Source organism: Mycolicibacterium bacteremicum (assembly GCF_002086115.1).
Taxonomy (GTDB): domain Bacteria; phylum Actinomycetota; class Actinomycetes; order Mycobacteriales; family Mycobacteriaceae; genus Mycobacterium; species Mycobacterium bacteremicum.
This window is the reverse complement of record NZ_MVHJ01000004.1, coordinates 272,271-290,891: the sequence shown is the minus strand read 5'-3', so window position 1 is coordinate 290,891 and position 18,621 is coordinate 272,271. Positions and strand designations below refer to the sequence as shown.

At 68.6% G+C, this 18,621-nt stretch carries 15 protein-coding genes; 4 read left to right on the top strand and 11 right to left on the bottom strand.

Annotated elements, in window-relative coordinates; translation table 11 throughout:
- From BST17_RS07135 to BST17_RS07125, 3 genes are all read right to left on the bottom strand, one after another.
- Entirely contained in the window at positions 1-1,038 is a 1,038-nt protein-coding gene (locus BST17_RS07135; protein ID WP_083056536.1) for an ABC transporter permease, read from the bottom strand.
- A 2-nt stretch (positions 1,039-1,040) separates the two neighbouring features.
- Entirely contained in the window at positions 1,041-2,699 is a 1,659-nt protein-coding gene (locus BST17_RS07130) for an ABC transporter substrate-binding protein (protein WP_083056534.1), read from the bottom strand.
- Between the two features lie 176 nt (positions 2,700-2,875).
- Positions 2,876-4,648, bottom strand: a complete 1,773-nt coding sequence (locus BST17_RS07125; protein ID WP_083056532.1) for a hypothetical protein — start codon at positions 4,646-4,648, stop codon at positions 2,876-2,878.
- Between the two features lie 138 nt (positions 4,649-4,786).
- Between BST17_RS07125 and BST17_RS07120 the strand changes: the two genes are divergently transcribed.
- Entirely contained in the window at positions 4,787-5,389 is a 603-nt protein-coding gene (locus tag BST17_RS07120) for a hypothetical protein (RefSeq protein WP_083056530.1), read from the top strand.
- Positions 5,390-5,394: 5 nt separating this feature from the next.
- Here BST17_RS07120 and BST17_RS07115 read toward each other — a convergent pair whose 3' ends face one another.
- The 4 genes from BST17_RS07115 to BST17_RS07100 are packed head-to-tail and all read right to left on the bottom strand — an operon-like array spanning position 5,395 to position 11,073.
- Entirely contained in the window at positions 5,395-7,212 is a 1,818-nt protein-coding gene (locus BST17_RS07115; protein WP_083056528.1) for a glycoside hydrolase family 15 protein, read from the bottom strand.
- Positions 7,205-8,584 (bottom strand): glucose-6-phosphate dehydrogenase, encoded by a 1,380-nt coding sequence (gene zwf / locus BST17_RS07110; RefSeq protein ID WP_234807566.1) that lies wholly within the window; start codon positions 8,582-8,584, stop codon positions 7,205-7,207. Before zwf ends, BST17_RS07115 begins: the two co-directional genes overlap by 8 nt.
- A gap of 30 nt (positions 8,585-8,614) precedes the next feature.
- Complete coding sequence (locus BST17_RS07105) at positions 8,615-10,018, bottom strand: APC family permease (RefSeq protein WP_083056524.1); 1,404 nt, start codon at positions 10,016-10,018, stop codon at positions 8,615-8,617.
- Positions 10,015-11,073 carry a DmpA family aminopeptidase gene (locus tag BST17_RS07100; protein WP_083056522.1) on the bottom strand — a complete coding sequence of 353 codons (1,059 nt, stop codon included), beginning with the start codon at positions 11,071-11,073 and terminating at the stop codon, positions 10,015-10,017. The genes BST17_RS07105 and BST17_RS07100 overlap by 4 nt, the downstream gene beginning before the upstream one ends.
- Before the next feature lie 122 nt (positions 11,074-11,195).
- Here BST17_RS07100 and BST17_RS07095 point away from each other — a divergent pair, with 122 nt between their 5' ends.
- From BST17_RS07095 to BST17_RS07085, 3 genes are all read left to right on the top strand, one after another.
- Entirely contained in the window at positions 11,196-11,807 is a 612-nt protein-coding gene (locus BST17_RS07095) for a TetR/AcrR family transcriptional regulator (RefSeq protein WP_083056520.1), read from the top strand.
- Positions 11,808-11,847: 40 nt separating this feature from the next.
- On the top strand, positions 11,848-12,765 hold the full coding sequence (locus tag BST17_RS07090; RefSeq protein WP_083056518.1) for a helix-turn-helix domain-containing protein: 918 nt from the start codon (positions 11,848-11,850) through the stop codon (positions 12,763-12,765).
- A 61-nt stretch (positions 12,766-12,826) separates the two neighbouring features.
- Positions 12,827-15,043: a molybdopterin-dependent oxidoreductase gene (locus BST17_RS07085; RefSeq protein WP_083056619.1), complete on the top strand. Its 2,217-nt coding sequence runs from the start codon at positions 12,827-12,829 to the stop codon at positions 15,041-15,043.
- Here BST17_RS07085 and BST17_RS07080 read toward each other — a convergent pair.
- From BST17_RS07080 to BST17_RS07065, 4 genes are read right to left on the bottom strand one after another with little or no spacing between them, the layout of a single operon-like run.
- A complete protein-coding gene (locus BST17_RS07080; RefSeq protein ID WP_083056516.1) occupies positions 15,022-15,678 on the bottom strand; it encodes a phosphodiesterase in 657 nt (218 codons plus the stop codon). The genes BST17_RS07085 and BST17_RS07080 overlap by 22 nt on opposite strands.
- The gene (locus tag BST17_RS07075; protein ID WP_083056617.1) at positions 15,675-16,547 is read right to left on the bottom strand and encodes a glycosyltransferase family 2 protein; all 873 of its coding nucleotides are present in this window, start codon (positions 16,545-16,547) and stop codon (positions 15,675-15,677) included. The genes BST17_RS07080 and BST17_RS07075 overlap by 4 nt, the downstream gene beginning before the upstream one ends.
- The gene (locus tag BST17_RS07070) at positions 16,544-17,479 is read right to left on the bottom strand and encodes a glycosyltransferase (RefSeq protein WP_234807565.1); all 936 of its coding nucleotides are present in this window, start codon (positions 17,477-17,479) and stop codon (positions 16,544-16,546) included. Before BST17_RS07070 ends, BST17_RS07075 begins: the two co-directional genes overlap by 4 nt.
- Positions 17,379-18,617 carry a glycosyltransferase gene (locus tag BST17_RS07065; protein WP_083056512.1) on the bottom strand — a complete coding sequence of 413 codons (1,239 nt, stop codon included), beginning with the start codon at positions 18,615-18,617 and terminating at the stop codon, positions 17,379-17,381. The genes BST17_RS07070 and BST17_RS07065 overlap by 101 nt, the downstream gene beginning before the upstream one ends.
- Positions 18,618-18,621: the final 4 nt, after the last annotated feature.

The window sequence follows — 18,621 nt, the reverse complement described above, 5'->3', positions numbered from 1 at the left end:
TCAGTGCTCCAACCGGATCTTGGCGCGCGGATCCAGCGCGTCACGCAGACCATCACCGAACACGTTGAGCGACAACACCGTCAGCACGATCATCAGGCCGGGCACGATCGTCAGGTGCGGCGCGGTGTAGATCGTCTGATAGCCGTCGGCGATCATCGTCCCCCACGACGCGTTGGGTGCGCGTACTCCCGCACCCAGGAAGGACAGCGCCGATTCCAGCAGCATGTTGTTGGCGATGTTCAGGGTGAAGAACACGATGATGGTGGACACCACGTTGGGCAGCAACTCGGTGACCATGATGCGGGCCGGTCCTTTCCCCTGCGCCACAGCCGCTTCCATGAACTCCTTCTCGCGCAGGGCCAGGATCTCACCGCGGATCGGCCGGGCCATGTAGGGCACATAGACCAGACCGATGATCATGATCGGTATCCACAGCGAGTCACCGGCGATCTGCAGCGCACCGATCTTCAGCCCTCCGAGCGCCAAGGCGGTGCCCAGCGCGATGCCGAGCAGGAGCACCGGAAAGGCCCACACCACGTCCATGATTCGCGACAGCGTCGCGTCCACCCACCCCCGGTAGTAGCCGCACAGCAGCCCGACCGCGACGGCCAGCACCGTCGTGATGGCCGCGGCCGCCACCCCGATGTAGATGGAGGTCCGGCCGCCGTACATCAGGCGCACCATCACATCTCGGCCGTTCTGGTCGGCGCCCAGCAGGTACCGGCCGTGCAGTCCGGGGCCGATCGGGGTGCCGTCGGGGGAGACCACGTCGACCTGCTGCCCGTCGATGAGCACCGTGTCGGTGATGTGGTTCTCGTTGGGGCCGGTGTGCGCCACATGCTCGGCCCACAGCGGCGCGGCCAGACAGAACAGCACGGTCAGCAGGAACAGTGCGCCGAAGGCCAGGCTGACCTTGTTGCGTCGCAGTCGGAGCCAGGCGAGATACCACGGGCTTCTGCCTCGGATCTGCGCCGCGGGGACACCGGCCGGCAGGACCGGCTCCCCGGGCGCATCGACGGCCTCGGATGGTGTGGACATCCCTACTTCAGCGTCAGGGCCGACCAGTCCTGATTGAACAGGAGATGGTGATAGGCCTTGTCGAAGTCGATACGGTCGGAGACGAACGTGGTGAACTGCTCGTTGCCGTAGGGCGCCCACGCCGCCTGCTCCATGTAGGCCTTGTCCAACGCCGCGTACTGGGCCTCGGTGTCACCGTCGGTGAGCTGCCGGCCCAGCAACTCGTTCATCTTCGCGTCCAGCTCCGGGTAGGACGCCCGGGAGAAGTTGTTGCCGTTGGTCGGCAGGATGGCATCGCTGTTGAGCAGGGGCCGGAAGAAGTCATCTGGGTGCGGGAAGTCCTGGAACCAGTTCGCGAAACCGGTGTCCAGATCCGGCGTGGACTGATTGCCGATCGTGGTGAAGTAGACGTCACCGGCGATCACCTTCAGCGTCGCGTTGAAGCCCAGCTGGTTGAGCACATCGTGGTAGTACTCGCCGATGCGCTTGCGGTCGGGCTCGTCGTTGGTCCACACCGTGATGTCCCGGTCTGCCGGGTTGGCCTCGGCCAGCAGGGCTCTGGCCTTGTTCATGTCCGGGCCCGGGTAGAGCTTGTACTCCTCGTAGCCCGGCATGCCCGGGGGCAGGATCTGCTGTGTCGGGTGCAGGCGCCCGCCGAATACCCGGTTCAGTGCCTCCGGGTCGATCGCGTAGTTGACCGCCTGCCGCACCCGGATGTCGTTGAACGGCGCGGTCTGGTTGTTCATCCAGAAGTAGTAGGTGTTGATCGACTCCTCCATCCGGAACCGTTCGCCGAAGCGGGTTTTCACCTCCTGCAACCGGTCCGCGTCAGGGGGGTCCACCATGAAGTCGATGGTGTTCTGCTCGACACCGGTGACCTGCGCGGAGTTGCTCTTGTTCTGGGTCACGACGATCTTGTCGACCCCGGTATCGGCGACCTCGGTGGCGCCGGCGTCCAGGACACTCTGGAAGTTCGGATTGCGCTCCAGCGTCATGGTCTGCGGCGCTTCGACATTGGTGATCATGAACGGCCCGCTCGACGGGGGCGGACTGTTCGTCGCGTCATCGGCCAGCGGTGTGCTCGGCGGCACCGGCGCCGCGAACGGCAACCCCAGCACGTTCTCGAAGGTGCCGTTCGGCGCATCCAGGGTGATGGTGATGTCGCCGGTCGCGTCGTCGGTGACGATGCCGGAGATGGTGTCCGCCGTCCCGTCCGCGTACGCCGGGGCACCGACGATGCCGCTGTAGAACACCGAACCGCCGGAGTCGGCCTTGAACAACCGCTGGATCGCGTAGGTGAAGTCGGAGGCCTTGATGGGTGTGCCGTCGGAGTACTTCATCCCCGAGCGCAGCTTCAACGTGTAGGTCTTACCGTCCTCGGAGATCTCGGGCATGTCCTCGGCCAGGCCCGCCACCACCGTGGCGCCGTCCTCACCCTTGGCGTGCTTGTAGGTCAACAGCGGGGTGTAGGTGTTGTACAACACCTCCCACCCCTCGACGGTGTAGGACAGCTGCGGATCGACATAATCCGGGAACGAGGTCATCGAGATGTTGATCTCGCCTCCACCACCACCACCACCGGCGCTGTCGTCGCTGCCGCACGCGGCGACTCCGAATACCGCCGTGGCGCACACACCGGACAGGACGGTCATCTTGCGCAGGGCTGTGCGCAGCTTGCTCATCAGGCTCCCTCTGTTCGCGGCTCGGGCGAGTCCCGTCCACGTTTACGCCGCATTGGCGCGTCGGGTAGCCATCTTGGACAGAAAACTGACAGCAAGCATGTCGAACGACGTAAATTTTCTTGTTTCACAGCTCTTTGACAGGAAACATTCCTGTAATTAACGCATCTACCGGCAGGTCAGGGCGTGATCAGGATCCCGTCGTCGGAGGCGGCCAGCAGCAACTGGCCGATGGTCAGCTCGCCGTAGCCGGTGTGCACGGTGCCGTGCCGGGTGCCCAGCCACGGCACCACGCCGGGATCCGGGTCGACGTCGAGGTGATAGGCCTGCACCCCCATCAGGTGGTACTGGAAGAAGTTGCCCAGGAAGTCCACCGCGAACACCAGGCTGCCGATCAGGCTCTTGCCCCACATCGCGGCGGCGTTGACCATGGGATTCATCGCCTCGCGGTCTCCGATCACCACGATCGGGCCGTAGTGCGGTTTGGCACCGCCGCCGGGCACGTAGGCGGGGAAGAACGGTTGCAGGCCGGGAAGATCGGTGGCCATGAACGCCGCCGGGCTGCCGTACTGGGCGATGTTGACGAAGTGCGAGTCCGCGCCGTTGCCCGGCACCCTGGTGTTCAGGCCCGGCGATTCGAAGCCGATGCCGGCCAAACCGGTGCGCTGCGCGACGAATTGGGCCTCCCAGCCACCCAGCGAATGTCCGGTGACGAACACGTCCTCGGGCGCATAGCCCTGCAGCGCGGCCTCCTCCTGCACCCGGCGCGCGAAGCGCAATGCGTCATAGAACGCCAACGGCGTTGTGCCGGTGAGGATCACCTGCATGTCGGCGGCCAGCTGGGCCAGCGTGATGATCGGGTTCACCAGCAGGTTCGTTCCGCCGGTGGTGCCCTGATAGGCGATGATCACCTGGCCCTGCGGGGTCACCCACGCCTTGCCGGACATCCCGGAGAAGATGTTGGTGGACTGCAGCTGGAACCCATTGGCATCGGTCAGGGGCACCATCCCACCGGGCACGGTGCCCCAGCCGTACGCTGCCGTCGACGCGTTGAGGAACTGGGCCACCGTCGGGGTCGGCCGGTCGGTCGGACCGGTGTAGGTCATGGTGGGCAGCACCGGCTGCACGGCCGGCGTGCGGTGCAGGCCCACCAGCCGTTCGATCTCCCGGAAGGCCGCGAACAGCAGATCGTTGATCGGCGCGATGTGGAACGGGCTGCTCGGGCCGATCGCGGAGGTCAGATCGAGGAACTGCAGGACCGCATTGACGATGCGGCCGGGCAGTTCGATCAGCTGGGCGATCGGCGAGAGCGGTTTCGGCGGCGCGGGGGTGGTGACCTGCGCGGCGGCGGCAGCCGGGGTCGCACTGACGGCCGGGGTGGCCACCGGCGCCTCCGGCGCGAGCTGCGGGGTGGCCGCCTCGAGCAGGCCGACCGTCCCGGCGGTGCGTGCCGAGGTGCGGGCGGTGCGCACCGAGCGGACGCCGGTCCCGCTCAGCTGGGTGTCGTCGCGGTCTGCCTTGGTGCCGGTGGCTGGCTCCGTACGTGACGGTGGCGTCGAAACCGGTTCCTCGACAGTGGGTTCCGGTTCGTCGGTGGACGGGGCCGGCTCTTCCTCGGTGGGCTCGGGGTCGGGATCGTCGGCGGGTTCGAGTTCGGCGGGATCCTCGGATTCCTCGGCGGGTGTGTCCTCGGGCTCGGTTTCGGGCTCGGTCCGGTCTTTCGGCCCCGGCCGGTTCGGTGACTGCCCGCGGTCCGCGGCGCCGGAGGACGTATCGGTGTCCTCGGTTCGGGTGTCCGATGACGTACCGGTGGGCGTCGACGAGGTCTCCTCGGCCCAGGCCACCCCGTGTACCGGTGCGACGACCAGTCCGGCGCACACCGCCACCGCGGCCACGGCATACCGCCATGACGCGGTCCGCCCGGATGGCTCGACCCGCTCGACAGCACCCATCGATGACCCCCTGCATTTCTGACAACACCCGATGTCGTCTGGAGGGTAGCCAGCGCGGCACGCCTGCCGGTCCGTTTTGGTGCGAAGACGTACCCGGCGGGCAGCGCACGAGGCGCCGAGACGTACTAGCTTCGAAGGATGGGCATCCTCCCCCGATCCGCCACCGCCACCATCCGCTCGTCGGTCGCCGCCCTGCTGGGCGGTGTCGGCGGACTGTTCGACGGCACCGGCCCGGTCCACAAGGCCACCCTTGCGCTGGACGCCGACGCCGACCTGCCCGGTGGCAGCGCCCTGCTGGTTCCCGGCGCGCAGGCCGCCGCGCTGGTCCGGCTCGGCCCGGTCGAGGACCACTACTCGGTCTGCATCAAGATCCCGCACGCGTACGGCCCCGGCCGGGACCAGGATCTGCTGCTGGCCAGCTCGGCGGACGGCATTCCGTTCCATCACGCGGTGCTGCCCGCCGAGAACATCTCCAGCCGGGTGTATTCATCGTTGTGGCTCTACCTGGCCGGTATCGAACCGGTCGCGTTCGGACTTGCGGCCGATCGGGTGGCCCGCCCGGACCAGCTCACCGACGGGGACCGGCTGCGGGTGCTGATCAGCAGCGCCGTCGGCCGGTTCCGGCCCATCGGCGATCTCGTGATCGGCGACCTGTATGACGGCGGTGCCCCCGAGTTCGCCGGCAGCAACAGCGGTGGCGGGCTGCGCGCGCTGCCGCCCGCGCTGTTCTACCGCGGATAGCCGCGCTACCCGTCGAGCGCGCGGTCCAGGTTGATCGCCGCGCTGATGAGCGCCAGGTGGGTGAACGCCTGCGGGAAGTTGCCCACCTGATCGCCGGTGGCACTGACCTGCTCGGCGTAGAGCCCGACATGGTTGGCGTAGGTGAACATCTTCTCCAGGGCCAACTGCGCGTCGGCGAGCCGGCCGGCCCGGGTCAGCGCCTCGACGTACCAGAACGAACAGATGGAGAAGGTGCCCTCCTCGCCCTCCAGGCCATCGGTGCCCGGCTCGTACCGGAACACCAGGCTGTCGGTCACCAGATGCTGCTCGATTGCGTCCAGCGTCGCCAGAAACCGCGGATCGGCCGGCGAGGTGAACTTCACCATCGGCATCAGCAGCAGCCCGGCGTCGAGGTCCACCCCGCCCTCGACGCGGGTGAACGACTGCAGGTCCGGATTCCACGATTTGGTCATGATGCGGTCGTAGATATCGTCGCGGGCCTTGGACCACGCCACCAGATCGCCTGGCAGGCCGCGGGATCGGGCGATGCGGATGGCCCGCTCGATGGCCACCCAGCACATCAGGCGTGAGGTGGTGTAGGGCTGCGGTTCGTCGCGGATCTCCCACATCCCGGCGTCGGGGCGGTCCCAGTTGTCGGCCACCCAGTCCACGATCGCGGTCACATCGTTCCAGGCGTCATGGCTGATGCCGGGGCCGTACTTGTTGAACAGGTACACCGAATCGATGATCTCGCCGTAGATGTCGAGTTGCAGCTGGTGGGCCGCGGCGTTGCCGATGCGCACCGGCTTGGAGTTGCGGTGTCCGGACAGGTGGTCGAGTTCCTGTTCTTCGGGCAGGTTGCCGTCGATGTCGTAGAGCACCCGCAACGGGCCCAGCCGACGGTCGTCGTCGCCGTCCCGCTGCCCCATCCGCTCCGACAGCCACCGGGTGAATTCGCTTGCCTCGTTGAGGAATCCGAGACGTAACAGCGCGTACATGCTGAATCCGGCATCGCGGATCCAGACGTAGCGGTAGTCCCAGTTACGGCTGCCGCCGACCGGGGCGGGCAGGCTCGCGGTGGGGGCGGCCACGATGGCACCGCTGGGCTCGTGCGTCAACAGCTTGAGGGTGATCGCCGAGCGGTGCACCACCTCGCGCCAGCGGCCGGTGTACGACGACGTGGAGATCCAGTCCCGCCAGAACGCGACGGTCGCGTCGAACAGCGCATCGGTACGGCTCATGGTGTCGGCGGTGACATCATCGTCCGCGCCGAGCATCTCCAGCACGAACAGCGCGGTGTCACCGGTACTCAGCTCGAAATCTGCTGTCACCAGGCTGTTCTCGGAGGTCTCCTCGACGGCCAGGTCGGTGGAGGCGATCAGCCCCAGGCGCACACCGTCCCCGGTGATCAGCACACCGTCCCCGGTGTGTGCGGCGGTGCAGGACTGCCGGGCGTAGTCGGGGCGTGCGTCCAGGCGCATCTGCAGCCGCATGGTGCCACGCACCCCGCTGACCCGGCGCACCACCCGTTGCCGGTGGTCGGATTCGTCCGGGGCGAGTACCGGCATGAAGTCATGGACCTCGACGACGCCGTCCTCGGTGAGGAAACGGGTGATCAGCACGGCGGTGTCCGGATAGTAGAACTGCTGGGTGCGGGTGACCTCGGTGCACGGGGTCAGCCGCCAGCTCCCGCCGCGGTCCGGGTCCAGGATGGCGCCGAAGACGCTCGGGGAGTCGAACCGCGGTGCGCAGAACCAGTCGATGGTGCCGTCGGCGCCCACCAACGCGCAGGTCCGCAGGTCGCCGATCAGTCCGTGCTGGGAGATGGCGAGCGGATCAGTCATCCGGCAGCTGCCAATCTGTCAGTGCCACGGCGGCCTCCGGCCCCCAGGATCCCTTCGGGTAGGTGTGCACCTCGGGCGGTGCATCCAGCACGGGCTGACAGATCTGCCACAGCCGGTCCACCTCGTCCCCACGGGTGAACAGCATCTGATCACCGCGGATGACGTCGAGCAGCAGGCGTTCGTAGGCCTCCAGCGGCCGGTCCCCGCCGACGGTTTCGCCGATATCGGCGTGCAGATCGACCGGCATGACATCCAGATCCGGTCCCGGTCGCTTGGCCAGCAGGCGCACCCCGAGGGCCGGCTCGTCGGTGAGCTCCAGCACCAGCCGGGTGCGGTCGGCGCCGAAGAGGGCGGTCGGCGGACGGAATGTCACCGTGACGGTACGCCGGTTGTCACCGAGGGCCTTGCCGGTGCGCAGGTAGAACGGCACACCGCGCCAGCGCTCGGTGTCGACGAAAGCTTCCAGCGCGACGAAGGTTTCGACCCGGGAGTCCTCGGCGACATCGTCCTCGTCGCGATAGCCCTGGTATTGGCCGAACACCACCCGGTCGGGATCCAGTGGCCGCATGGCCTCGAACACCGCCGCCTTGGCGTCGCGCAGCCCGGCCTCGTCGAGCCGCTCGGGCGGTTCCATGGCGATGATGCCGAGCACCTGGCACAGATGGGTGCTGATCATGTCGCGGAAGCAACCGGTCGATTCATAGAAGCTGCCCCGGCCCTCGATGGTCAGTTCCTCGGGCACGTCGATCTGTACCGACTCCAGATGCTCTGCGCGCCAGCCGGGTTCGATGAATCCGTTGGCGAAGCGCAGCGCCAGGATGTTCTGTACCGCCTCCTTGCCCAGGAAGTGGTCGACGCGGTAGACCTGCCGCTCATCGACGATCTCCTTGAGGGCGGCGTCGAGTTCGCGGGAGGATTGCAGATCGGTGCCGAACGGCTTCTCCACGACGATCCGGGCGTCTGCGGCCAGCCCCTCGCGGCCCAGCATGCCGATCATCGGCTGCATCGCCTCCGGCGGCACCGACAGGTAGATCAGGACCTGGGCGTCGGGTCCGAGGTCATCGCGCGCCCCGCGCACCGCTTCGGCCAGGTCGGAGCCATCGTCGGCGTCCGAGGGGACGAAGTCCAGCCGTGACACCAGATCCGACAGCACGTCGGCGTCGACATCGTCGACCGCGTCCCGCAGCGCCGTCGCGATCGTGTCGGCGAAGTCGTCCGGCGCGTGCCGGCCCGATCCGATGACGGCGTAGTCCGCGGGTAGCCGGCCCGAGGCGGCCAACTGGTAGAAGCCGGGAAAGAGCATTCGGGCGGCCAGGTCGCCGGTGGCGCCGAACACCACGAAGACATGTGGGCTCGGATCGGGGCGGGGCACCCAGGGGTAGTGCCCGTTGCAGGGTGGCTGCTAAACACCGCTGCGCGTCGGGCGCCACAGCAGCGCGCCGAGCACCAGACCGACGAACGGCACGGCGGCCAGGATGGTGCTGACGGTGACGCTGCCGCCGGTGACCAGGGTGAAGTTCGACAGCACCAGCCACAGGCTGGCCAGCAGGCCCAGGACGGCCAGTACCGGGGCCAACCGGGTCTGCCACAGTTTGCCGCCACCGAGGTCGCGGTGGCGCAGGAAGAACACCAGTACCGCCACCGAGGTGGTCAGCATCAGCAGCACCATGCCGACGGTGGCCACCCCGGCCATCGACCCGAACACACCGACCAGCGGATCGATTCCGAGCAGGGCCAGCACGGCCACGATGACGGCCGCGGTCACGGTCTGCACCACCGAGGAAAAGGCCGGCGACTCATGGTTGTCGTGCACCGTGCCCAGCCGCGCGGGCAGCAGTCCCTTGCGGGACAGCACGAACTGGTAACGGGCGATCACGTTGTGGAAGGACAGCACGCAGGCGAAAAGACTTGTCAGCAGCAGGATGTTGACGATATCGCGACCGATGCGACCTAGCGCGGCGTCGGTGGTGTCCAGCAGCATGTTCGCCTCGCCGTCGAGGGTCTGCTGCGCGGTGGCGGCCACCTGGTCGGGGCCGATCGCGACGACGAACGCCCACACCGTCAGCGTGTAGAAGGCGCCGATGAGGATCACCGCGGCGTAGGTGGCGCGCGGGATGGTGCGCTCGGGATCACGCGCCTCGTCACGGAACACCGCGGTGGCCTCGAAACCGATGAACCCGGTGAGCGCGAACAGGATCGCGATCCCGATGGCGCCTTGGGTGAACACGCCGGGGGTGAACGAGGCGAACGTGATACCGGCCGGGCCGGGATCGGTGACGATGGCCAGGTCCAGGATGACCACGATGCCGATCTCCAGGGCCAGCGCCACGCCGAGCACCTTCGCGCTCAGGTCGATGTGCCGGTAGCCGAGCACCGCGACGACCGCCAGGATCACGAAAGAGTAGACAGGCCAAGGGATCACCGGACCGTCGTAGAACGCAACGGTATCGCCGATCGCCCAGCCGATGTAGCCGTAGATGCCGACCTGGATGGCCGTGTAGGCGATCAGCGCGACCACGGCGATGCCCTTGCCCATCCGCTGCCCGAGACCCACCGTGACGTACGAGAAGAAGGCGCCGGCCTCGGGAACGTGCGGTGTCATGGTGACGAACCCGACGCTGAAGACCAGCAGCACCAGGGAGGCGATCAGGAATCCGACCGGTGCGCCGGCGCCGTTGCCCAGCCCCATCGCCAGCGGCATGTTGCCGCCGATGACGGTGAGCGGGGCCGCCGCGGCGACGACCATGAAGACGATGCCGATCGGGCCGAGCCTGCCGCTCAGCCGCCGACTTTCGGTGCTGGTCATGAGTTCTCCTTGAACGCCGAGATGAGCTGGTTGTGGTCGATGGCGTGAACGGTGTAGCCGCGGTATCCGGTCACCGTCTCGGCGGCCACCATGGCGTTGACGATGGCCTCTTCGGTGGCCTCGATGGTCAGGTCGAACAGCAGGTCCATCAGCTGGGGGCCGACCATCCGCAACGGGATCTCGGGCCGTACCGCGGCGGGGTCCTCGACCACGCCATACGGCGGAATGCCGCGGTTGCCGGTCGAGAACGCCAGCATCAGGTCACCGCTGTACTGTTCGCCGGTGCCACCGAGCCGGCCGACGGCCAGTGCGGCGCGTTGCGCGAGGCGCTGGCACTGGTGTGGCAGCAGCGGGGCATCGGTGGCGACGATGACGATGATCGATCCCGACCCTGGGGCGTAGCCCGGGGGCAGCGAAGGCAGTGGGACGTCGGGCTGGGTGATCGGCACCCCGTTGATCCGGAGGCGCTCGCGGCGGCCGTGATTGGCCTGCACCAGCACGCCGACGGTGTAGCCCTGTACCCGCGACGCCGTCCCGGTGCCGCCCTTGAACTGGTGGCAGATCATGCCGGTGCCGCCGCCGGTGTTGCCCTCGGCCACCGGCCCGTCCGACGCGGATTCCAGGGCCGCCCGCACGTGCTCGGCCCGGACGTGGAATCCATTGATGTCGTTGAGGAATCCGTCGTAGGTTTCCCCGACCACCGGCAGCGACCAGTAGACCCCGTCGCCGCGCACCCGGACCTGCTCGGCCACCAGCGCGTCACGGACGACCCCGACACTGTGGGTATTGGTCAGGCCGATGGCGGTGGTCAGCTCGCCGGACTCGCGGATCCACTCCAGCCCGGTCAGTTCGCCGCTGCCGTTGAGCACATGCGAGCCGGCGAACACCGGCTCGGTCCAGATGTCGTCATGCGGGATGACGACGGTGACGCCGGTGTTCACCCCGTCGCCCTGCAGGGTGGTTTGACCGACGCGCACTCCGGGGACATCGGTGATGGCGTTGTGCGGCCCGGTGGGGTGTTCCCCGATGACCACGCCGAGATCTCTGGCACGCATTCTTCCGGCCCCGTTCACGAGTTTTTTTCCTGTTTGGAAAAGAACTATGCGCCCGCCGTGTGCGCTGCGCAACACAAACGGCAAAATAGATGGCACCGACCTTCGTGAGGAGCACCGCGTCGATGGCCCGACCCAACCGGCAACAGGAGCGCCGCACCGAGATCCTGGACGCCGCGATCGCCGTCATCGAACGCCACGACCTGGCCTCCCTGCGACTCGCCGATGTGGCCGCCGAGCTGGACCTGACCACCAACGCGCTGCGCTACTACTTCAGGGACATGACCGACCTGCTCTCCCAGCTGGCCCTGCGCTCCGACGTCCGGTTCTACGAGGAGCGCCTGGAGATCGGGTCCCGTACCGAGGATCTGCGCACCCGACTGGCCCTGACCATCGCGGCCGGGTTGCCGTCCGGGCCCGAGGATGCGGAGTGGCGCGCGATCTGGCGGGCGGTGCTGGCCGCGGGTTTCGAACTCGACCAGCGCTCCGATGTGCAGGCCATCTACCACCGTCAGGTCGGTCTCTATGCCGACCTGTTGACGGTCGGTGCCGAGACCGGCGTGTTCACCCTGAGCTCCCCCGCCCGCGATATCGGCATGACGCTGATGTCGATGGAGGACTATTTCGGCTACCGCATCGTGGCCCGGGACCCCCAACTCGACCGGCAGGTGGCGTTGCGGTTGATGCGCGATTACGCCCGGCTGGCCACCGGGGTCACGCTCCCCCAGACGGTGTGATTCGCCGGTCCCCGACCGCCGAAGATGCGATGTTGAACCGATGGCCCGCCGCTCCCCACAGACCGAACGCCTGGTCGAGATCGTCGAGATCCTGGCCGCGGCGCCGCAGCGCGAATACCGACTGACCGAACTGGCCCGCCTCGTCGGACTCGACGCCGCGACCTGCCACCCCATGCTCACCGAACTGACCCGGGTCGGGTGGCTGATCAAAGATCGCTCCCGCAAGACCTACCGGCTCGGCCCCCGGTTGGTCGCCGTCGGCGCGGCCGCGCAGGCCGCCCTGCCCATCGCGTCCTATGCGCAGCCCGGTATGCACCAGCTGAGCCTGGACACCGGACTGCCGGCCTGCCTGTTCGTTCCGTCATCGAACGATCTGGTGATCGCCGAGCTCACCTACCCCGAAGGCGTTCACGCCCAACAACTCCCACTGCAGCCCGGTGACCACATCGAGTTCGGCCCGCCGCTGGGCACGGTCATGATGGCGTGGGCCAACCAGTACGCCGTCGACACCTGGCTGCACCGCGTCGACACCAGCACCGTCGAGCCGGGCTGGATCTGGCAGGTGCTGCGCACGATCCGTGAGCGACGGTTCTCCGTCGAGCTGTCCCCGCTACCGCAACACGAGATGCGACAGCTCACCGATTTCGCGATCGGTGAGGTACACGGCTCGCGCCGGGCCGAGCGGCTGATCGGCGGTCAGCAGCCGGTGATGACGCCCGAGCTCATGCTCGGCGATATCGATGCCGACGCCATCTACACGCCGCTGTCGGTCAGCGCGGCCTGCTTCGACGCCGGCGGCGCCGTCGTCGCCGCGCTATCAGTGCTGACGATGGCCGAACCCCGGACAGGACGGGAACTGACCGTGCTCGGCGGACAGGTCAGCACCGCCGCGGAGGCCCTCAGCGACCGGCTACGACCTGCCGGTTTTGCACTATGCAAACGCTTGCCGGATCGCTGAGACCGCGCCTACTGTGACGGCCACCACGTCGGAGCGACAGCCCGCGAACGAGGAGGACCGCGTGACCGCCGAACACAAAGTCACCTACTGCCGGATCTGCGAACCGCTGTGCGGCCTCATCGCCACTGTCGAGGACGGCCGACTGCTCGCCCTGCGCCCCGACAAGGACCATCCGCTCTCGCAGGGCCGCGCCTGCCCCAAGGGCATCGCGTTCAGCGATGTCCAGAACGATCCCGACCGGGTGCTGCACCCGTTGCGCCGCCGGCCCGACGGCAGCTTCGCCGAGGTCAGCTGGGACGAGGCGCTCGGGGACATCGCCGCCCGGCTGCGCGGTGTGCTCGACGAGCACGGCGGCGGTGCGGTCGGCGAGTACCTCGGCAATCCCTCCGCTTTCGGCTATGCCGCCAGCCTGTGGTCCGGACTGTTCATGAAGCGGATCGGGGCCGGGCATCTGTATTCGGCGGGCTCGCAGGACATCAACAGCCGCTACGTCGCCAGCAAGCTGCTCTACGGTGCGGCCACCCAGATCCCGTTCCCCGATCTTCCACGCACCGACTTCCTGTTCATGCTGGGCGCCAATCCCCTTGTCTCGCACGGCAGCGCACTGCGGGTGCCCCGCGTCAGGGACGACCTGGCCGGCATCGTCAAGCGCGGCGGCCGCGTCATCGTGGTCGACCCGCGCCGCACCGAGACGGCGGCCGCCTACGAACATGTGCCGGTACGTCCGGATTCGGATGCCTGGTTGATGCTGTCCCTGCTGCACGTGGTGTTCGCCGAGAACCTGGAGGACACCGCGGCGATCGCCGCAACCAGCACCGGTATCGACGATTTGCGGGCGATGTGCGCCGGGTTCCCGCCCGAGGAGACCGCCGCCCGCACCGGTGTCCCGGCGGCCACGGTCCGGGAACTGGCCCGCGATTTCGCCTCCGCCCGCACCGCGGTGGCCTACGGGCGCACCGGCGCCTGCCTGGGCCACCACGGCACCCTGGTCAGCTTCCTGATCGACGCGCTGAACACCGTGACCGGCAACCTGGACCGCCCCGGTGGCGCGCTGATGTCACATCAGGTGATTCCCGTGGAACAGTTCGGGGAGAAGTCGGGAGCGTTCAGCTACAACACCAAAAAGTCGCGCATCGGCGGCTTCCCGGACGTGTTCGGGTCGTTCCCCGCGGCGCTGATCGCCGAGGAGATCACCACCGGTGGGCCCGGGCAGCTGCGCGCCCTGTTCGTCTTCGCCGGCAACCCGGTGCTGTCGGTGCCCAATAGCGTGGCCCTGGAATCCGCTCTGGGACAACTGGATCTGTTGGTATCCCTGGATCTCTACGTCAACGAGACCAACCGGCACGCCGACTACATCCTGCCCGGCACCACGTTCCTGGAACGCGATGACCTACCGATGGCGTATGCGGCGTGCTGCCCGACGGTGTTCCTGCAAGCCGCCGAACCCGTGGTGCCCGCCTACGGTCAGGCCCGGCCCGAGTGGGAGGTGTTCGAGGAGCTGGCCGCGCGAATGGGGTTGTCGCTGTTCGCGACCGGCGCCCTGGCTCCGCTGAACCCGGTGCTGCGCCTGCTGGAGCGGCGCGGCCTGCGCATCACGCCGCAACGGATGATGCACGCGCTGTTGCGCATCGGGCCCTACGGCGACCGGTTCGGATTGCGCCGGGGCGGGCTCAACCCGGCGCGGCTGCGCGCGCACCCGCACGGCATCGTGCTGGCCGAACACGCCCCGCACGGCGTGCTGTCCGAGGTGGTCACCCACCCGGGTGGCAAAGTGGCGCTGGCACCGGCCGAGATCGTCGGCGAGGTGGCCCGGCTGGGACGGGCACCCGGCATCACCGATGATTTCCCGTTGCTGGCCATCGGGATCCGCGAGTTGCGCTCACAGAACAGCTGGATGCACAACAGCCCGATCCTGATGAAGGGCAACCGCACCCAGCGCGCCCGGGTCAACCCGTCGGATGCGGCCGCGGCCGGGCTGCTCGACGGGGCTGCCGTACGGGTTGTCTCGGCCACCGGTGCCATCGAGCTCGAGGTGCTGATCACCGACGAAGTGGGCCCTGGCACCGTGGCCATCCCGCAGGGGTGGGGCCATCGCGGTGGTGGCTGGCGACTGGCGAACGCCCACCCGGGCGCCAACGTCAACGAACTGACCTCCAGTCGTCCCGAGGACCTGGAGGCACTGGCCGGCATGTCGGTGCTCAACGGCGTCGCGGTGCGGTTGGAGGCCGTCCGCCGACCGTCGCAGAGTCCGGCCCGCTATTCCGCGTCGCGGCCCTGACGGCTGCCGCGATACGCGCGGCGGCGCAACGCGGTCAACCATTCGGGCAGCAGCTTCACCCCGTCGGCGTGGTTGAGCGTGGGGTCGAAGGCGATGTCCTCGGGCCAGGCGTCCTCGAGGTCACGGTCGAACTGCAGCACCGCCAGGGGCCCGAATCGCCCGGTCCCCTCGGCCTGTTCGATGCTGATCACGATGGGCTGGTCGTGCAGGCGCTCCCGGATCTGCCCGACGTCCAGGCCGGTGAAATCGGTCGGCGAGGTCAGCTCGGCGCGCAGCCAGTACACCTTGTCCCGGTAGCCGAAGGGCATCAGGGTGGAGAACTGGGCCGCCGACCAGGATGTGCTGGGCACCAACACGACCCGGGCGACCGATGACACCATCAGCACATCCCAGGGCCGGCCCTCCGAACGGGACCGAAAGGCCAGGCCGGCGAAATCCGGCAAACCATCCGGCGTACCGGCGCCCTTGGAGATGCGCCCGATCACCTGTCCGTCGCTGATCGGCAGGCCCTTCTCCGGGTCGGCGGTCCGGGTGATCCGCCCCTGACACAGCACCCCGACCGGGTGAAACAGCCGCGCGTCACGCAGCGCCGCGCCGGCCCGGAACGGCGCGGTGGTCAGCTCCGAAGCTCTCATGCCACCGGGGTGCCCGTCTCCGATCGACCCAAACGGGCGTCGTCGTCGATCAGCTGCGGCCGTCCCGCGGCGTCCCGGGTGATCAGGCCGCCGGCCTCGAACTCATCCAGCCACCCGGCCATCGGCACCCACCCCCAGCGGCGTTGGAAGATCCGGGCGTTGCGGACGATGTCGTGCAGGTGCTCGACGGGTGGGACGCTGACCGGGTGGTGCTGGTGGAACGCCTCGGCGCCGCCGACCCAGCGCAGCGGAATGCGCCGCTCGGCGGCGGTCTGCGCGAAGTCGGTGTCCTCCCCGCCATAGCCGACGTATTCCTCGCAGAAGCCGCCGATATCGCACCAGGTGAGCGGCGTGACCGCAAAGGAAAGCGACCAGAACAACTCGTAGTCACCGCCGGGCAGGACCACATCCGCCGGTGGTGCGGGCCGCGCCGGGTGTGGCTGCGCCAGCCGATCCAGCCCTTCGGAGGGATACCCCGTCGGCCCCGGAGGAGGCAGGTAGGACACCGGCCCGCAGAGCAGCGCACCGGTGTGCTCGGGTTGCCCGGCGACCACCCGGTACCGCTGCACCAGCGATGCGCCGGGGATGCAGTCCACGTCGAGGAAGATCAGCAGGCCGGCACCGTCGGCCAAAGCCGTTGCGGCACCGATGTTACGGGCCCGGGCCAGCGGAAGCGCGCCGGGCTCGGTCGGACATTCGACCACCGTGGTGGGCAGCGTGACATCTCCGAGGTCGGCGGATACATCCGGGTCATCCATGGCGACGATGACGTGCAGGTCAGGTCGCGCCGTCGCGCCGGCCAGTCCGGCCCGCTGCCGCCGCAGGTGCGCTCCCCGTCCGTGCACCGTGGTGATCACTGCGGTTCTCATGCGTCCACCCTGCCCCGGCACGACCGCGCCGTTTCCTCGATCGCGGTGGCCGCCCGGTCGGCCGCCCCGCGGACGCGCCAGCGCCGCCATCGGTCGGTGTCGATGTCCCGGGCGCGCCGCAGCAGTGCGGGCCAGCGATCTTCGGCCGGCCAGTCGGGTGCGACGACCGCCAGACCGTGGGCGTCCAGAACGGTTGCGGTGGTGCGCTGCTCGTCGTAGGGGCGGCGCTGTGGGATCACGATGGCCGGGCGTCGCGCGGCGGCGACATCGGCGATGCTGTTCTGCCCGGCATGGGTGATGACGACCTCGGCGTCGGCCAGCTGCGGCCACGGGTCCGCCGTCCACTGCCCGCGCCGTCCACCCAGCCAGGTCCACTCGGCCGATCCCGCGCCGCTCACCGCCACCTCGTCGGCACCGCCCGCCCCGGAGAGCACCACGACGTTTCCGGTCGCGCCGGGCGACGGTGCCGGGCGGCCGTCGAAGCGGCTGATGCCCCCGACGTAGACGGTCTTGTGGTCGTGCGGCCGTAGCCATTCCGGCTCCCGCAGCTCCCGGGGCCAGCCGGCGATGATGCGGTCGGCCAGGGTGTGCACGAGTTCGTGCGGGGCGTCGGTCCGGGTTCCGGGCAGCGCCACCACGACCACCGGTGTCCCGAGCAGACGCACGAAGGTCGCGACCTCGACCGACACGTCGACCACCATGACCTCCGGCCGGGCATCGCGCACCCAGTCAGCGATGGCCGCCATCCTCGCGGTGTAGCCGATATCGAAGTGCGGTGCCCAGTGCAGCGCCCCGTGGGCGGTGGGTTCGTGCACGGTCTCCGCATCGTCATCACGCGGAAGCGCGATCACATCCGTGAACGGGTTGGGCTCCGGCACCGGGCGACTGGTGAGCACCGTGACGGGCCTGGTCATGCGCTCGGTGATGCTCATCGCTCGGGCGAGGTGCCCGTAGCCGTGATGGTGCACGTAGTAGCCGATCATCGTCTGTGCCTCCGGCCTCGGTGATCATGTCGGTGTAGAGCGACAGGTAGGTCTGCACCATCGCCTCCTGGGAGCAGCACCGCAGTGCGTGTGCACGGACCTCATCCCTGGGCAGTGCGACGGCACCGGGGATCGCCGCCGCCATGGCGGCGACGTCACCGGGCGGTACCAGCCGGCCCGCGGCGGGATCGAGCATCTCGCCGATCCCGCCCCGGTCGAACGCGATGACGGGGGTGCCGCAGGACATCGACTCCGCGACCACCAGCCCGTATGGTTCGTCCCACATCGGGGTCACCAGCACCGCCGCCGCAGCGCCGACCAGGCGCGCCAGCCCGGCCCGATCCAGGTGCCCGACGTGGCGGATATCGCCGCCGAGCAGCGGGGCCACGGCGTGGGCGTAGTACTCCGGATCTGAAATCGGCCCGGCAATGGCCAACGGCAGATCGGCTTTTCGCGCGGCGGCAATGGCCAGATGGGTGCCCTTCTCCGGCGTGATGCGGCCGAACCAGACGAGGTCCTCACCCCCGGGTCCCAACCGCCATGCGGCGGTGTCCACCCCGTTGGGCACCACCTCGATATCGCCGACGACGTGCCGCCATGACGCGGCAGTGTGCCGGCTGACCGCCGCGATCCGGGTTCCGGCCCCCGCCCCGGCGGTCAGCGCGGATTCCAGCCACGGCGTCGGTGGCGTGTGCACGGTGGTCAGCATCGGGATGGGCAGCATCGGAGCCATGGCCACCGGCAGGTGATGCAGGCTGTGGTTGTGCACGACGTCGAAGTTCTCGGCGCCGTGGCGGGTGAGGTCGAGCATCAGCGACAGGTAGGCATGGTGATCATCCATGAAAGTTGTTGCGGGCATCGATATGTCGGACTGCGCCGCAGCTGACAGAGTGAGCTCGCGCACCTGTAGTGACCGACAGGCCAACCCGGCATCCGACCCGGTGCCCGCGAACAGCGACACGTGATGGCCGCGCTGCACCAAAGCTCGCGCGAGGTGCCACACGTGGGCCTCCAACCCGCCTGCGAACGGCTGCCGGATGGGATAGCGGTTGGACGCGATCAGCGCGACGCGCAACGCGTGGGTCATGCCG

Bases quoted from the DNA above. Each gene is read 5' to 3' on its own strand.
- BST17_RS07080 (WP_083056516.1), bottom strand. From the start codon at position 15,678: ATGAGAGCTTCGGAGCTGACCACCGCGCCGTTCCGGGCCGGCGCGGCG.
- BST17_RS07125 (WP_083056532.1), bottom strand. From the start codon at position 4,648: ATGGGTGCTGTCGAGCGGGTCGAGCCATCCGGGCGGACCGCGTCATGG.
- BST17_RS07120 (WP_083056530.1), top strand. From the start codon at position 4,787: ATGGGCATCCTCCCCCGATCCGCCACCGCCACCATCCGCTCGTCGGTC.
- BST17_RS07135 (WP_083056536.1), bottom strand. From the start codon at position 1,038: ATGTCCACACCATCCGAGGCCGTCGATGCGCCCGGGGAGCCGGTCCTG.
- BST17_RS07100 (WP_083056522.1), bottom strand. From the start codon at position 11,073: ATGCGTGCCAGAGATCTCGGCGTGGTCATCGGGGAACACCCCACCGGG.
- BST17_RS07070 (WP_234807565.1), bottom strand. From the start codon at position 17,479: ATGAGCATCACCGAGCGCATGACCAGGCCCGTCACGGTGCTCACCAGT.
- BST17_RS07105 (WP_083056524.1), bottom strand. From the start codon at position 10,018: ATGACCAGCACCGAAAGTCGGCGGCTGAGCGGCAGGCTCGGCCCGATC.
- BST17_RS07075 (WP_083056617.1), bottom strand. From the start codon at position 16,547: ATGAGAACCGCAGTGATCACCACGGTGCACGGACGGGGAGCGCACCTG.
- BST17_RS07115 (WP_083056528.1), bottom strand. From the start codon at position 7,212: ATGACTGATCCGCTCGCCATCTCCCAGCACGGACTGATCGGCGACCTG.
- BST17_RS07130 (WP_083056534.1), bottom strand. From the start codon at position 2,699: ATGAGCAAGCTGCGCACAGCCCTGCGCAAGATGACCGTCCTGTCCGGT.
- BST17_RS07090 (WP_083056518.1), top strand. From the start codon at position 11,848: ATGGCCCGCCGCTCCCCACAGACCGAACGCCTGGTCGAGATCGTCGAG.
- BST17_RS07065 (WP_083056512.1), bottom strand. From the start codon at position 18,617: ATGACCCACGCGTTGCGCGTCGCGCTGATCGCGTCCAACCGCTATCCC.
- BST17_RS07095 (WP_083056520.1), top strand. From the start codon at position 11,196: ATGGCCCGACCCAACCGGCAACAGGAGCGCCGCACCGAGATCCTGGAC.